The sequence below is a fragment of the Peptoniphilus senegalensis JC140 genome (assembly GCF_000321025.1).
In the GTDB taxonomy this organism is placed as follows: domain Bacteria; phylum Bacillota; class Clostridia; order Tissierellales; family Peptoniphilaceae; genus Peptoniphilus_A; species Peptoniphilus_A senegalensis.
Window position 1 is genome coordinate 1 of the sequence record NZ_CAEL01000054.1, and the last position, 313, is coordinate 313.

Genomic DNA, 313 nt, shown 5'->3' on the forward strand with positions numbered 1-313 from the left:
CGTCGCAGGATCTACATATGGCGACGGTTGCTGTTGTGACGGTGTTACTTGTTGGGTCATTGGTGGCTGTACAACAGACGGTGCGACTGGCAACGACATGTCGTCTTCAAATACTTCTTCTGCTGGTCCTGTGACAGGTTGCGGTGGTACTACAGGTTGTACACGTTTTGCAGCCGTTACTTGTAGTGTCGGTTTACGCACAGGTCTTTTTTCTTCAATAATCGGAGCAACAGCTTGTTCAGCATACGTAGCCATTTCTTCTTCATTCAGACGAATAACTGATTGCAGCCAGCCGTCAAAACTTTGTGGATGT

Annotated in this window: 1 protein-coding gene; it reads right to left on the minus strand. The window is 47.6% G+C overall.

The features are described from left to right. On the minus strand, positions 1 to 313 hold a 313-nt coding region (locus tag PTSHG_RS09865), incomplete at both ends, for a hypothetical protein (RefSeq protein WP_042230727.1).